The sequence below is a fragment of the Streptomyces sp. NPDC020422 genome, assembly GCF_044386705.1.
Lineage (GTDB): Bacteria > Actinomycetota > Actinomycetes > Streptomycetales > Streptomycetaceae > Streptomyces.
Genome location: NZ_JBIRVJ010000008.1, coordinates 198,114 through 210,436, shown reverse-complemented (window position 1 = coordinate 210,436; position 12,323 = coordinate 198,114). Strand labels below are relative to the sequence as shown.

Here is a 12,323-nt window from a genome sequence, read left to right as displayed (position 1 = left end):
CCTGCCGGGGCGGGGGCCCATCAGGCAGCATGGCCCCCATGTCCGTACTGACGCGCGACGAAGCGCAGACCCGTGCCCAGCTCCTCGACGTCCACCGCTACACCGTGGACCTCGACCTCACCACCGGCGACGAGACCTTCGAGTCCACCAGCCTCATCCGGTTCACCGCCCGCGCCGCCGGGGACACCTTCGTCGAGCTCAAGCCGGACGCCCTGCACTCCGCCGCCCTCGACGGCGAGCCGCTCGACACCGCCGCCCTCGACGGCAACCGGCTCCCGCTCACCCTCACCGAGGGCGAGCACACCCTCAGCATCGCCACCACCATGCGCTACTCCCGCACCGGCGAGGGCATGCACCGCTTCACCGACCCCACCGACGGCGAGGCGTACGTCTACACCCAGCTGTTCATGGAGGACGTCCAGCGCGTCTTCGCCGCCTTCGACCAGCCCGACCTCAAGGCCGTCTTCGAGATCGCCGTCACCGCCCCCGAGGGCTGGACCGTCCTGTCCAACGGCATCACCGAGCAGCAGCCGGACGGCAGCTGGAAGGCCGCCCCCACCCCCCTGCTCTCCACCTACTTCGTCTGCGTGGCCGCCGGCCCCTGGCACTCCGTCCGCACCGAGCACGCCGGCCTGCCCTTCGGCATCCACTGCCGCCGCTCGCTCGCGCCCCACCTCGACGCCGACGCCGACGAGATCATCGACATCACCAAGGCCTGTTTCGACCGCTTCCACGAGAAGTTCGACGAGCCCTACCCCTTCGACTCCTACGACCAGGCCTTCGTCCCCGAGTTCAACGCGGGCGCCATGGAGAACCCCGGACTCGTCACCTTCCGCGACGAGTTCGTCTTCCGCTCGGCCGTCACCGACACCGAGCGGATGACCCGCGCCATGGTCATCGCCCACGAGATGGCCCACATGTGGTTCGGCGACCTCGTCACCCTGCGCTGGTGGGACGACATCTGGCTCAACGAGTCCTTCGCCGAGTACATGGGCTTCCAGACCGTCAACGAGGCCTGCTCCGACCGCTTCGCCGACACCTGGATCGACTTCGGCGTGACCCGCAAGGCCTGGGGTTACGAGGCCGACCAGCGGCCCTCCACCCACCCCGTCGCCCCCGACCCGGACGCCGTCCCCGACACCGCCTCCGCGCTGCTCAACTTCGACGGCATCTCCTACGCCAAGGGCGCCTCCGCCCTGCGCCAGCTCGTCGCGTGGATGGGCGAGAAGGACTTCCTGGCCGGCATCAACATCCACTTCAAGCGCCACAAGTTCGGCAACGCGACCCTCGCCGACTTCATCGACAACCTCGCCGCCGCCACCGACCGCGACGTGCACGGCTGGGCCGAGCAGTGGCTGCGCACCACCGGCGTCGACACCCTCACCCCGCGCGTCGAGGGCGAGGGCAGCCGCTGGCGCCTCACCGTCGACCGGGAGGGGAGCCGGCCGCACCGGATCGCGGTGGGCGTGTACGACCTCGACGCCGCCGGCGCCCCGGTGCTGCGCGCGCGGCACGACCTCGACGTCCCCCAGGCGGCCCCCCTCGACCTCACCGGCCCCCGCCCCGCGCTCGTCGTCCTCAACGAGGGCGACCTCTCCTACGCCAAGGTCCGCTTCGACGAGGTGTCGCAGGAGACCGCCCTGCGCGGCCTCTCCCGCATCCCCGACGCGCTCACCCGGGCCGTCGTCTGGAACGCGCTGCGCGACATGGTCCGCGACGGCGAACTGGAGCCCGCCGCCTACCTGGAGACCGCCCGCGCCCACCTCCCCGAGGAGACCGAACTCGCGGTCGTCCAGGGCGTCCTGGGCTTCGCCCGCGGCCAGATCGCCGACCACTACGTCTCCGAGGCCGACCGCCCGGCCGCCCTCGCCACGATCGGCGCCATCGCCCGTGACCTGATGCGCCGCACCGAGGACGGCGAGGCGCCCGGGCTGCGCCTCACCGCGGTCCGCACCTACGTGGACAGCGCCACCACCCCGGACAAGATCGCCTCCTGGCTGGAGGAGGGCACCGTCCACGGCGGCCCCGAGCTCGACCCCGAACTGCGCTGGCGCATCCTCGCCCGGCTCGCCGTGCTCGGCGCCGTCGACGAGGCCGACGTCGCCGCCGAACTCGACCGCGACCCGAGCGCCACCGGCCGGGAGGGCGCCGCACGCTGCCGCGCCGCCCTGCCGAGCAAGGAGGCGAAGGCCGCCGCCTGGTCGGCGATGTTCGACTCCGACGAGCTCTCCAACTACCTGTTCACGGCCACCGCCCAGGGCTTCTGGAAGCCCGAACAGGACGAGCTCACCCGCCCGTACGTGGCCCGCTTCTACCCGGCCGCCATCGCCCTCGCCGACCGCCGCGGCCCCGCCATGGCCGAGGCCGCCGGCCGCTGGGCCTTCCCGGCCGGGGCGGTGGACGCGGACTCGCTCGCCCTGGGCGACCGGCACCTCGCCGAGGACACGATGATCCCGGCCCTCCGCCGCAAGCTCGTCGACCAGCTCGACGACCTGCGCAGGGCGCTGCGCGTGCGCGGCTGATGTCCAGGGACGGCGCCCTTGAAACAAGGGCGCCGTCCCTCGTTCGGGTCACAGTCGGGCCCTTGCCGGACACACCGCCAAAAACCCCGGCACTCTGTCGTCCATGCGTGCCGCACCCCTCGCCGGAGGCGCCCCCGGCCCCGACCGGCTCCGCCCCCTCCTCGACACCGTCCTCGACGCGCTGCGCTCCGGCGCCGAGGACCGCGGCGGCCCCCTCCCGGCCGGCGGACCGGACGCGGTCGCCCACCAGGTGCGCCAAGCCCTCGGGGAGGTGCTGCCCGCCCACGGCACCGGCGGGGCCGAGGCGCTGCACACCGTCGTGCGGGCCTTCACCGCCGGCGCGGCCGACCCCGCGGACCCGCTGTGCGCGGCGCACCTCCAGACCCCGCCCCTCGCCCTCGCGGCCGCCGCCGACCTCGCGGCCTCCGCGCTCAACCCGTCCCTGGACTCCTGGGACCAGGCCCCTGCCGCCTCCGTGCTCGAAGAGCTGGTCACGGCCGCCCTCGCCGCCGAGGCCTTCCCGGCCGCGCCACGACCCGACGCCCTGGTCACCACCGGCGGCACCGAGTCCAACCAGCTCGCCCTGCTCCTCGCCAGGGAGCGCGGCGGCTCCGTCCGGACCCTGGTCGGGGCCAACGCCCACCACTCCTTCCGGCGCGCCGCCTGGCTGCTCGGCCTGCCCGAGCCGGTCCTCGTCCCGGCGCCGAACGGCACCATGGACCCGGTCGCCCTGGAGCGGGCGCTCACCGACCTCCCCGGTCCGCTGCTCGTCTGCGCCACCGCCGGCACCACCGACGCCGGACTGGTCGACCCGCTCCCCGAGCTCGCCGGGCTGTGCGCCGCGCACGGGAACGCCGACCTCCACGTGGACGCGGCCTACGGCGGCCCACTCCTCTTCAGCGACCGGCACCGCCCGCTGCTCGCCGGGCTCGACCGGGCCCGCACCGTCACCGTCGACCTGCACAAGCTGGGCTGGCAGCCGGCCGCCGCCGGGCTGCTCGCCGTACGGGACGCCGACGACCTCGCCGTCCTCGGGCACAGCGCCGACTACCTCAACGCCGACGACGACACGGACGCCGGCCTGCCCGACCTGCTGGGGCGGTCCCTGCGCACGACCCGGCGGCCCGACGTCCTCAAGACGGCCGTCACCCTGCGCGCCCTCGGCCGCTCCGGGCTCGGCGCCCTGGTCGACGCGTGCATGGCGCTCGCCGAGGAGTTCGCCGACCTGGTCGAGAAGGCGCCCGGTCTGGAGCTGTACGCGCGCCCCACGCTCACGACCGTCCTGTTCCGGCCGTACGACGCCACCGACGACGCCGTCGCCGGGATCCGCCGGGCGCTGCTCGCCGAGGGCCGCGCGGTCCTCGGCCGGGCCGCCGCCGACGGCCGGCTGTGGCTCAAGGCCACCCTGCTCAACCCCCACACCACCCCCGGCGACCTGGCACAGATCCTCACCCTCGTGGAAGGCGGCACCCCCCGATGACCGGCAGCACCCCCCAGCACGACCTCGACCGTCCGCTCGACCTGGTGGGCGTCGGCATCGGCCCGTTCAACCTCTCCCTCGCCGCGCTCGCCCACGGCGTCCCGGGCGGCCTGGCCACCGCCTTCTACGAGCAGAAGCCCGCCTTCCACTGGCACCCCGGGCTGCTCATCGAGGGCGCCACCCTCCAGGTCCCCTTCCTGGCCGACCTGGTGACCCTCGCCGACCCGGCCAGCCCCTGGAGCTTCCTCAGCTACCTCAGGAGCCGCGACCGGCTCTTCCCCTTCTACTTCGCCGAGAAGTTCCACATCCAGCGCGCCGAGTACGACGCCTACTGCCGCTGGGTCAGCGGACTGGTCCCCGGGCTCCACTTCGGACACCAGGTCGACTCCGTCCGCTGGAACCCCGAACGGCGCCTGTTCGAGGTCGACTTCACCCAGCTCGACGCCGACGGCGAGGCCGAGGCCCTCGGCCGCTCGTACACCCGCAACGTCGTCCTCGGGGTCGGCACCGAGCCGTACGTCCCCGAGCCGCTGCGCCCGCTCGCCGACGCTCCCGGCGTGCCCGTGATCCACTCCGCCGACTACCTGGCCCACCGCGAGACCCTGCTCGCCGCCGAGCACGTCACCGTCATCGGCTCCGGCCAGTCGGGCGCCGAGGTCTTCCTCGACCTGCTGCGCGCCCGCCCCGCCGGGGCCGAGAAGCTGCACTGGCTGGCCCGCAGCGAGGCCTTCGCCCCGATGGAGTACTCCAAGCTGGGCCTGGAGCACTTCACCCCCGACTACACCCGCTACTTCCACGCCCTGCCCGAGCCGGTGCGCGGCGAACTGGTGCCCCGGCAGTGGCAGTTGCACAAGGGCATCGACGCCGAGACCATCGCCGCCATCCACGACGAGCTCTACCGCCGCACCCTGCACGGCGGCTGGCCCGACGCCGTCCTCACCCCGGGGGTCCGGGTCCGCACGGCCGGCCGGGTCGCCACCACCAAGGTCGAACTGCACCTGGAGCACACCCAGCAGAACAGCCGCTCCCGGCTCACCACCGACGCCGTGGTGCTCGCCACCGGCTACCGCGAGCGCCCGGTCGACCGGATGCTCGCCGGCCTCGACCCGTATCTGCGGCACGACGCCGCCGGGCGGCCCCGGATCGACGCCGCGTACCGGCTGGTCCTCGACGACTCGATCACCGGCTCGGTCTACGTCCAGAACGCCGAGAAGCACACCCACGGCGTCGGCGCCCCCGACCTGGGGCTCGCCGCCTGGCGCAGCGCCGTCATCCTCAACTCGGTCACCGGCAAGGAGCCGTACCCGCTGCCCCGCCGCACCGCGTTCACGACCTTCGGCCTGGACGCGCGAGAGGCGCCGAGCATTCCGGCCCAGGGCCAGAAGCTGACGCCTCTCGTGCAGCAGTAGGAGCCGGCAGACCAGGAGCTAGAAGACCGGGACGCCGTCGCGGGTCAGCTTCCAGTCCACCGAGGCGAACCGCGCCGGGTCGATGGTCCCCTTCGCCTTCACCCACTGGATGATGGTGTTGCGGATCTCGTCCGAGTTCGCCCACAGCTGCTGCGCCTTGGCCACGTGCGGGAAGGCGCCACCGCCGCTGGCCCGGTAGTTGTTCACCGCGAGCACGAACTGCGCGGCCGGGTCCAGCGGCTTGCCCTGGAAGGACAGGTTCGCGATCCGCTGGCCCACCGGCTTGGCGATGTCGATGTCGTAGGCCAGACCGGACACGGCGTCGTAGTTGTAGTCCGGGGTGCCGTCCGCGTTGGTGAGCCTCGCGGTGTCGACGGGCGCGCCCGCCGGCGTCTGGACGTAGTACTTCGCCGAGTACTCCAGGTAGTCCTTCAGCTGGGCGCCCGTCATCAGCCGGGCTTCCAGGGTGTTCTCGAAGGGGTAGAGCCCGGCGGCGTCCTTGATGGAGACGGCGCCGGACGGGATGCGGGCCGTGCGGGAGAAGCAGGAGGCCTGCGAGAGCACCGGCAGGTTCGCGTAGGCGCCGCCCGCGAGGGCCGCCTTCACCGTCTCGGCCTGGACGACGTTGATCAGGTCGATGATCGGCTCGTCCTTCCAGGGCGCGTCGGCCGTGGTCATGGCCGCCGTGGAGGTGCCGATGACCTGGTTGACGTACTCGACGACCTTCTTGTGCTCGTCCACGAGCAGCCCGGTGATCTCCGGGTCCTCGGCGACCGTGTTGGAGTTGAGGACCTTCGCGCCGACCTTCTCGACGACCCAGCGGCCCTTCTCCCACACCAGGTCGAAGTCGAAGAGGGTGAGGCGCTGACCCCACTTGAGCGGCTCGGACAGGACGACGTCCTTGCCGGTCTCCTTGTTCTTGACCCGGTACTCGGGGATCTCGGTGTGGGCGTGGCCCACCAGGATCGCGTCGATGCCCGGCACCTGCTCGGCGACGAGGCCGGCCGCGTTCTCGATGTACGGGAGCTGGTCACCGTACGAGGAGGTGCCGCTGGAGCCCGAGTGCGCCGAGACGACGACCACGTCGGCGCCCATGGAGCGCAGCTTGGGCACCCACTTCGCCGCCTGCTCCTCAAGGCCGGGGAAGACCATCTTGCCGGTGACGTTGGCCTTGTCCCAGATGGCGATGCCCGGGTTGGTCAGGCCGAGGACGGCGACCGTGACGTCCCGCCCGTGCGGGGTGCGCAGCCGGTGCAGGCTGTACGGCGGGAAGGCCGGGCGCAGCGTCCTGGCGTCCAGCGCGTTGGCGCCGAGCAGCGGGAAGTCGCACTGCTCCTGGAACTTGCGCAGCACCGGGATGCCGTAGTTGAACTCGTGGTTGCCGAGCGCGGCGGCGTCGTAGCCGATGGCGTTCATGGCCTGGGCCATCGGGTGGACCGGGCCGCCGGCCTGCGTGATCGGGTCGACCTTGGCGTAGTAGTAGGACAGCTGGGTGCCCTGGATGGTGTCTCCGGCGTCGATGAGGAGGGTGTTGCAGCGGCCCTTCTCCTCGCGGACCTGCTCGACCAGGGTGGAGATCTTGGCGAGGCCCACGTCGTTGTGGGCCTTGTCGTCGAACTCCTTGTCGGTGAAGTAGTCCCAGTTGAAGACGTTCCCGTGCAGGTCGGTGGTGCCCATCACGGTGAAGGAGTACCGCTTCTGCGGACGCGGGCCGCCGTGGCCGGGGGCGGTGTCGGCGGCCTCGGCGGGAGCGGCGACGGCCCCGGTGAGGGCCACTCCGGCCCCGGCGGCGGCCGAGCGCTCCAGGAACGTCCTGCGGTTCAGCGGCATGTGTGTTCTCCCCTTGTGGTTCCGTGGCGAGGGCGCCGATCGGGCGCACAACGCGCGTAGATTCTGGCGCAGACCCGCCCGGTCGCAACAGCCCTATCGGGTTACGGAGTGGGAAAGTGTTCGGTATGACGCAGCTGCAGCCCACCCCCGAGGCACCCCAGGTGACGGTCCGCGGCGAGGGCCGCCTGGAGGTCGAGCCCGAGCTGGCCGGGATCGGCATCGCGGTGCGGGCCAGGGGCACCGACCGCGCCTCGGTCCTCGCCACCCTCACGGGCCGTAACGCCGAGGCGATCGCCCTGGTCAAGTCGTACGGGGAGGCCGTCGCCAAGCTGGAGACGGGTGCCCTCTCGGTCAGCCCGGAGCCCGCCCGGCACGGCCGCGGTGAGCGGGTGCGCGGCTACCAGGGCTGGGTGCACCTGTCGGCGGAGCTGACCGACTTCACCGCGCTCGGCGAGCTGACCACGCGCCTCGCCGACCTGGAGTGGACCCGGGTGGACGGCCCCTGGTGGGCGCTGCGCCCGGACTCCCCGGCGTACGCCGAGGCGCGCCGGCAGGCGGTGCGGGAGGCGGTCCGCCGGGCCCGCGAGTACGCGGAGGCGCTGGGCTCCTCGCTGGTGGCGCTGCTCGAACTCTCCGACACCGGGCTCGGCCAGGGCGGCGCCGTGCCGGCGGGCGGGATGCGGATGGCGTTCGCGGCGGAGGCGGTGGAGGCGCCGGCTCCGATGGAGCTCGAACCGCAGCGGCAGACGGTCACGGCGGAGGTCGCCGCACGCTTCACGATGGCCCCGCCCGCACTCTGAGACGGGCGGGTTTCGGCCGCGTAAATCGCTCATCAGAGCAGCCGCTCGCACAGATTCAAGAGTTGTCAACAACCTTTCACGCGAAGGTTGTTGGGTAGTCATGCCGGGCCCATTCACTACCCGTCGGTAAGCCCTAGGCTCGTCTCATGCGCCGAGCGAAAATCGTTTGTACCCTTGGGCCCGCCACCGAAACATACGACCAGATCAAGGCCTTGGTCGAAGCCGGAATGGACGTGGCCCGCCTCAACCTCAGCCACGGTTCCTACGCCGAGCACGAGGAGCGTTACCAGCGCGTCCGCAAGGCCTCCGAGGAGACCGGCCGCAGCGTCGGCGTGCTGGCCGACCTTCAAGGCCCGAAGATCCGCCTCGGCCGATTCCGTGAGGGCCCCGTACTCCTTGAACGCGGCGACGAGTTCACCATCACCGTCGAGCCGATGGAGGGCGACCGCCACTGCTGCGGCACCACCTATGCCGGCCTCGCCGACGACGTGACCACCGGCGAGCGCATCCTCGTCGACGACGGCCGGGTCACCCTGGAGGTCGTCTCCGTCGACGGGCCCCGGGTCGTCACCCGGGTCGTCGAGGGCGGCATGGTCTCCGACAACAAGGGCCTCAACCTGCCCGGGGTGGCCGTCTCCGTCCCCGCCCTGTCCGAGAAGGACGTCGAGGACCTGCGCTGGGCCCTGCGCACCGGCGCCGACGTCATCGCCCTCTCCTTCGTCCGCAGCGGCCGGGACATCGAGGACGTCCACCGGATCATGGACGAGGAGGACCGCCGGATCCCGGTGATCGCCAAGATCGAGAAGCCGCAGGCGGTCGAGAACATCGAGGACATCGTCGCCGCCTTCGACGGCATCATGGTCGCCCGCGGCGACCTGGGCGTGGAGATGCCCCTGGAGCAGGTGCCCATCGTCCAGAAGCGGGCCGTGAAGCTGGCCAAGCGCAACGCCAAGCCGGTCATCGTCGCCACCCAGATGCTGGACTCGATGATCGACAACTCCCGGCCGACCCGCGCCGAGGCCTCCGACGTCGCCAACGCCGTCATGGACGGCACCGACGCCGTGATGCTCTCCGGCGAGACCAGCGTCGGCAAGTACCCGATCGAGACCGTGCGCACCATGAGCCGGATCGTCGAGGCCGCCGAGGAGGACCTGCTCGCCAAGGGGCTGCCGCCGCTGACCGAGCGCAGCAAGCCGCGCACCCAGGGCGGTGCGGTGGCCCGTGCCGCCGCCGAGATCGGCGACTTCCTCGGGGCGCGCTTCCTGGTCGCCTTCACGCAGTCCGGCGACACCGTCAAGCGGCTCTCCCGCTATCGCTCGCCGATCCCGCTGCTGGCCTTCACCCCGGACCCGGCGACCCGTTCCCAGCTCAACCTCACGTGGGGCGTCGAGACCTTCCTCGGCCCGCACGTCGACTCCACCGACGCGATGGTGGCGCAGGTCGACGAGGAGCTGCTGCGGATCGGGCGCTGCCGGAAGGGGGACATCGTGGTCATCACGGCGGGCTCCCCGCCGGGCGTGGCCGGTTCGACCAACCTGGTCCGGGTCCACCACATCGGCGACCCTCTGGGAACGTGACCGAGGGCGTGACCTTGGAAATCGCGTTAATGTACCCCGGGTGGGATTCGAACCCACGCTAGATGGTGTTTGAGACCATTGCCTCTACCGCTGGGCTACCGGGGCTTCCTTCGAAACGAAGGGGGGCGGTCACCCGCCGTGCCCCTACCTTACAGGAGGTAGGTAGGCTCATGGGGAGCTGTATCCGCCTCGATGACCCTTGGAACGAGGCCTTGAACGAGGAGCCCGCGTGACCGCCCCCGAGTCGCCCCAGCCCGCCGCCGACGACGACGTCACCACGTCGCACGTCCCGCCGCTGACGACCCGCGTCGTCATCGCAGAGGACGAGGCCCTCATCCGTCTCGACCTCAAGGAGATGCTCGAAGAGGAGGGCTACACCGTCGTCGGCGAGGCCGGCGACGGCGCCACCGCCGTGGAGCTCGCCCGCGAGCACCGCCCGGACCTGGTCATCCTCGACGTGAAGATGCCCGTCCTCGACGGCATCTCCGCGGCCGAGAAGATCGCCGGCGAGTCCATCGCCCCCGTCCTCATGCTCACCGCCTTCTCCCAGCGCGAGCTCGTCGAGCGCGCCCGGGACGCCGGCGCCATGGCGTACCTGGTGAAGCCGTTCAGCAAGAGCGACGTGGTGCCCGCCATCGAGATGGCCGTCTCCCGCTTCGCGGAGCTGCGCGCCCTGGAGAAGGAGGTCGCCGACCTCTCCCAGCGCCTGGAGACCCGCAAGCTGGTGGACAGGGCCAAGTCGATCCTCCAGACCCAGTACGGGCTCACCGAGCCCGCCGCCTTCCGCTGGATCCAGAAGACCTCCATGGACCGCCGCCTGTCCATGCAGCAGGTCGCCGAGGCCGTCATCGAGGACGCCGAGGAGAAGAAGGCCGCCAAGGCCAAGGAGCAGTAGGCGCCCGTAGGCGCCCCACACGAGAAGGCCCGCCCCGCGCGATGCGGGGCGGGCCTTCTCGTACCCGTCAGGGGGGCGGTCCTACTCCTCGCCGAGGTACGTCTTGCGGACGTCGTCGTTGACGAGCAGGTCGCTGCCGGTGCCGGACAGCTTCACCGTGCCGACCTCCATCACGTACCCGTAGTCCGCGAGGGAGAGGGCGGCCTGCGCGTTCTGCTCGATGAGCAGGATCGTCATGCCCTCGGCCTTGAGCGCCGCGATGGTCTCCATGATCTTCTGCATCATGATCGGGGAGAGGCCCATCGAGGGCTCGTCCAGCATCAGCAGCTTGGGCTGGGACATCAGCGCCCTGCCCATCGCCAGCATCTGCTGCTCACCGCCGGAGAGGGTGCCCGCGGCCTGCTTGCGACGCTCGCCCAGGATCGGGAAGAGGTCGTAGGCCTTCTGGATGTCCCGCTCGATGCCGTCCTTGTCGTTGCGCAGGAAGGCACCGAGCTGCAGGTTCTCGGCGATGGAGAGCCGCGGGAAGATGTGCCGGCCCTCGGGGGAGTGGGCCAGGCCCAGCGAGACCACCTTGTGGGCCGGGATGCCGTTGAGCACCTGGCCGTCGAAGGTGATCTTGCCGCCGGAGGGCTTGAGCAGACCCGACAGCGTGCGCAGGGTCGTGGTCTTGCCGGCGCCGTTGGTGCCGATCAGGGCGACGACCTGACCCGCCTCGACGGAGAAGGAGATGCCCTTGACGGCCTCGATCTTGCCGTAGGCGACCCTGAGGTCCTCGACCTCCAGAAGTGCGGTCACTTGGAGTCTCCTTCGGTGGTGCTGTCCGCGTCCGGAGTGCCCTCCGCCGCGGGGGTCCCGGCCTCGGCCTCGCCGGAGGCCCCGGCCTCGGCCGGCGCTTCGGCCTCGGGCTCGGCCGGCGTCTCCGCCTCGGCCGGTGCCGCGGCCTCGGCCGATGCCTCGGCCGCCTCGACCTCGGCGGCCTCCTCCGCGCCGGGCGCGCCCTCGAAGGGGGTGCCCAGGTACGCGGCGACGACCCGCTCGTCGCCCTGGACGACCTCGGAGGTGCCCTCGACGAGCTTCTCGCCCTGGACCAGGACGGCGACCCGGTCGCACAGGTTGAAGATGAACTTCATGTCGTGCTCGATGACCAGCACCGCGATGCCGAGGTCGCGGATCGCGAAGACCAGCTCCTCGGTGGTGCGGGTCTCGGCCTGGTTCATGCCGGCCGTCGGCTCGTCGAGCAGCAGCAGACCGGGGTCGCTGGCGAGCGCCCGGGCGATCTCCAGCTTGCGCTGCTCGCCGTACGGCAGGTTGCGCGCGAGGTGCTCGGCCTTGGCGGCCAGACCGACGAACTCCAGGAGTTCCATGGCGCGTTCGCGCGAGGCCGCCTCGGCCCGCTTGAAGCCGGGGCCGCGCAGCAGCGCGGACCACAGGCCCTCCTTGGTCCGGGTGTGGCGTCCGACGAGGACGTTCTCCAGGACCGTCATGTTGGAGAAGAGGCGGATGTTCTGGAAGGTACGCGCGATGCCGGCCTGGGTGACCAGGTGCGGCTTGGGCGGCAGGACTGTCCCCTTGTAGCTGACCTGGCCCTCGGTCGGGACGTACAGGCCGGTCAGGCAGTTGAAGAAGGTGGTCTTGCCGGCGCCGTTGGGGCCGATGAGGCCGACGATCTCGCCCTGGCGGACGGTCAGGTCGACGTCACGGACGGCGGTCAGACCGCCGAAGCGCATGGTGACCCCGCGCGCCTCCAGGACGGCGGCCGCGGTCGCGGTCGTCTGGGTACCGGTCTCGGTGGTGGTCGTCATGGCGT

The 12,323-nt window shown here is 71.7% G+C and carries 9 protein-coding genes and 1 tRNA gene; 6 read left to right on the top strand and 4 right to left on the bottom strand.

The genetic code is table 11. The features are described from left to right. The first annotated feature begins 38 nt into the window (after nt 1-38). The 3 genes from pepN to ACH414_RS22790 all read left to right on the top strand — a co-directional run bounded on the left by pepN (nt 39) and on the right by ACH414_RS22790 (nt 5,411). Nucleotides 39-2,522, top strand: coding sequence for an aminopeptidase N (pepN, locus tag ACH414_RS22800; protein WP_398943118.1), 2,484 nt, complete (start codon nt 39-41; stop codon nt 2,520-2,522). Nucleotides 2,523-2,625: 103 nt separating this feature from the next. Beyond that, nucleotides 2,626-4,002 (top strand): pyridoxal phosphate-dependent decarboxylase family protein, encoded by a 1,377-nt coding sequence (locus ACH414_RS22795; protein WP_382540124.1) that lies wholly within the window; start codon nt 2,626-2,628, stop codon nt 4,000-4,002. Beyond that, the gene (locus tag ACH414_RS22790; protein WP_386565013.1) at nt 3,999-5,411 is read left to right on the top strand and encodes a lysine N(6)-hydroxylase/L-ornithine N(5)-oxygenase family protein; all 1,413 of its coding nucleotides are present in this window, start codon (nt 3,999-4,001) and stop codon (nt 5,409-5,411) included. The genes ACH414_RS22795 and ACH414_RS22790 overlap by 4 nt, the downstream gene beginning before the upstream one ends. Nucleotides 5,412-5,429: 18 nt before the next feature. Here ACH414_RS22790 and ACH414_RS22785 read toward each other — a convergent pair whose 3' ends face one another. Then, entirely contained in the window at nt 5,430-7,241 is a 1,812-nt protein-coding gene (locus tag ACH414_RS22785) for a bifunctional metallophosphatase/5'-nucleotidase (RefSeq protein WP_382540118.1), read from the bottom strand. A 125-nt stretch (nt 7,242-7,366) separates the two neighbouring features. On the opposite strand from ACH414_RS22785, the gene ACH414_RS22780 reads away from it, so the two are divergent. Together ACH414_RS22780 and pyk are read left to right on the top strand one after the other, a co-directional pair. Continuing rightward, nucleotides 7,367-8,041, top strand: a complete 675-nt coding sequence (locus ACH414_RS22780) for an SIMPL domain-containing protein (RefSeq protein WP_382540115.1) — start codon at nt 7,367-7,369, stop codon at nt 8,039-8,041. A 146-nt stretch (nt 8,042-8,187) separates the two neighbouring features. Continuing rightward, nucleotides 8,188-9,618, top strand: a complete 1,431-nt coding sequence (gene pyk / locus ACH414_RS22775) for a pyruvate kinase (protein ID WP_382540112.1) — start codon at nt 8,188-8,190, stop codon at nt 9,616-9,618. Between the two features lie 32 nt (nt 9,619-9,650). On the opposite strand, the gene ACH414_RS22770 is transcribed toward pyk, so the two are convergent. After that, nucleotides 9,651-9,723: transfer RNA gene (locus ACH414_RS22770), tRNA-Leu, on the bottom strand. 124 nt (nt 9,724-9,847) lie between these two features. On the opposite strand from ACH414_RS22770, the gene ACH414_RS22765 reads away from it, so the two are divergent. Then, nucleotides 9,848-10,513 carry an ANTAR domain-containing response regulator gene (locus ACH414_RS22765; protein WP_382540109.1) on the top strand — a complete coding sequence of 222 codons (666 nt, stop codon included), beginning with the start codon at nt 9,848-9,850 and terminating at the stop codon, nt 10,511-10,513. An 81-nt stretch (nt 10,514-10,594) separates the two neighbouring features. Here the strand turns inward: ACH414_RS22765 and ACH414_RS22760 are convergent, their stop codons facing one another. After that, nucleotides 10,595-11,311, bottom strand: coding sequence for an ABC transporter ATP-binding protein (locus ACH414_RS22760; RefSeq protein ID WP_382540107.1), 717 nt, complete (start codon nt 11,309-11,311; stop codon nt 10,595-10,597). After that, a complete protein-coding gene (locus tag ACH414_RS22755) occupies nt 11,308-12,318 on the bottom strand; it encodes an ABC transporter ATP-binding protein (RefSeq protein ID WP_398943272.1) in 1,011 nt (336 codons plus the stop codon). The genes ACH414_RS22760 and ACH414_RS22755 overlap by 4 nt, the downstream gene beginning before the upstream one ends. Nucleotides 12,319-12,323 lie beyond the last annotated feature (5 nt).

What these genes read in the sequence shown, in the direction of transcription:
- pyk (WP_382540112.1), top strand. Translation starts at nt 8,188, where the DNA reads ATGCGCCGAGCGAAAATCGTTTGTACCCTTGGGCCCGCCACCGAAACA.
- ACH414_RS22785 (WP_382540118.1), bottom strand. Translation starts at nt 7,241, where the DNA reads ATGCCGCTGAACCGCAGGACGTTCCTGGAGCGCTCGGCCGCCGCCGGG.
- pepN (WP_398943118.1), top strand. Translation starts at nt 39, where the DNA reads ATGTCCGTACTGACGCGCGACGAAGCGCAGACCCGTGCCCAGCTCCTC.
- ACH414_RS22795 (WP_382540124.1), top strand. Translation starts at nt 2,626, where the DNA reads ATGCGTGCCGCACCCCTCGCCGGAGGCGCCCCCGGCCCCGACCGGCTC.
- ACH414_RS22790 (WP_386565013.1), top strand. Translation starts at nt 3,999, where the DNA reads ATGACCGGCAGCACCCCCCAGCACGACCTCGACCGTCCGCTCGACCTG.
- ACH414_RS22755 (WP_398943272.1), bottom strand. Translation starts at nt 12,318, where the DNA reads ATGACGACCACCACCGAGACCGGTACCCAGACGACCGCGACCGCGGCC.
- ACH414_RS22780 (WP_382540115.1), top strand. Translation starts at nt 7,367, where the DNA reads ATGACGCAGCTGCAGCCCACCCCCGAGGCACCCCAGGTGACGGTCCGC.